This window comes from Candidatus Obscuribacterales bacterium, assembly GCA_036703605.1.
Lineage (GTDB): Bacteria > Cyanobacteriota > Cyanobacteriia > RECH01 > RECH01 > RECH01.
This window is the reverse complement of the sequence record DATNRH010000963.1, coordinates 1-1203: the sequence shown is the minus strand read 5'-3', so window position 1 is coordinate 1203 and position 1203 is coordinate 1. Positions and strand designations below refer to the sequence as shown.

Sequence of the window (1203 nt, the reverse complement as noted above, 5' to 3'; positions counted from 1 at the left end):
AGTAGGTTAGCCCTCCAGATACGATCCAACTGGGAACGTTCCCTGCGACCAAGTTCACTCTCTTCGAGTAGTACAGATACTTCAGGGGATACCCACTCGCCAAATCTCATAGACCGGAGGTCAGACAGAACAGCTTGAGGGTCTTCTTGATTAACCAGTGCTTGGCTAATCCGGTCGTCCATAGTGCTTTCAGCTTGCTGCATGGCAAGCCCGTTGGCCTGCTGTCGGAGCATAGACTCCATACCAGCAGAGATTTCCGCTTCAACCTCCCCTGCACCGCGAGACAGAGCCTGTGAGTAGTACTCTGCGAGGATACGGCCAGCGTTGGGAGGAACCTGAGTGTCGGACGAACCCTGACCCAGAGGGTCTAGTATGGTCGTTTCGACTGGGTTAATTTCCAACGGTTGAGTCATTATTTAAATGCGTCCGCTCCACCGAACTGAAGCCCGGAGTTAAAGGCAAAGCTACCGAGACCAGCGATGGTGTTACCACTAATCTCTTTACGTTGCGCTGCGTTAATAGCGTTAGAGATTCCAGACATCTGAGTGCTGAAGCCCATGCTTTCACCAAGCTGTGAGCCAAGCGATCCGATACCACCGGCTGCACCAGAACCAGTCGAAGTACCAGCGCCTACTGCACCGGATACTGCTGCTGCCCTACGTACCTGCATCTCACGGATAGCCTGACGCCGGGAGCGACGGGTTTGAACTTCTTGCTGTTGTTTCTGGAGTGCAAGTTGCTTCTTCTGTGCCTTAGACGCTTTAATGGTCCCGACTACTGAAGCAACTGCCCCGATTACTAGGGCGATTGGTGCCATTAGACTTCTCCTCTATACTCATATACGTCTAGGCCCTGATCGTTTCCGAGTCGTACGGCACCTAGTCTGTCGAGCAACTTAGCTGTTGACTTATCGTTGGGGTCTATAGCTGTATGAATAGCTTCATACCCAACGGTAGAAATAAACTCGTAAATCTGGGGAACAGTAGCTAGAAAATCCGAGTAGCTAGTCTTGGTCAACTTCATCTTCGGCAGGTGTAGAATAGCGAAGTTCATACCCATCGCTGTTCCATACTCTAGGTCTAGTGTCATGTCTTCTTTATCCACTAGAGTAATTCTTTTAGACGCGGTCATTAGATGCTCCGAGCGTAGCCCATCCAAGTAGATGGAAATCCTTGCCCGACTCACTCTCCCAACGGAGGACGT

Annotated in this window: 3 protein-coding genes; all 3 read right to left on the bottom strand. The window is 51.0% G+C overall.

The window, feature by feature from the left end; all coding sequences use genetic code 11:
- Positions 1–413: hypothetical protein (locus V6D20_19750; protein ID HEY9818019.1), on the bottom strand; the 413-nt coding region annotated here is incomplete at its 3' end.
- Positions 413–817, bottom strand: coding sequence for a hypothetical protein (locus V6D20_19745; protein ID HEY9818018.1), 405 nt, complete (start codon positions 815–817; stop codon positions 413–415). The genes V6D20_19750 and V6D20_19745, both read right to left, overlap by 1 nt.
- The coding region (locus tag V6D20_19740) for a hypothetical protein (protein ID HEY9818017.1) at positions 817–1203 on the bottom strand (387 nt) is incomplete at its 5' end. The genes V6D20_19740 and V6D20_19745, both read right to left, overlap by 1 nt.

Bases quoted from the DNA above. Each gene is read 5' to 3' on its own strand.
- V6D20_19745 (HEY9818018.1), bottom strand. From the start codon at position 817: ATGGCACCAATCGCCCTAGTAATCGGGGCAGTTGCTTCAGTAGTCGGG.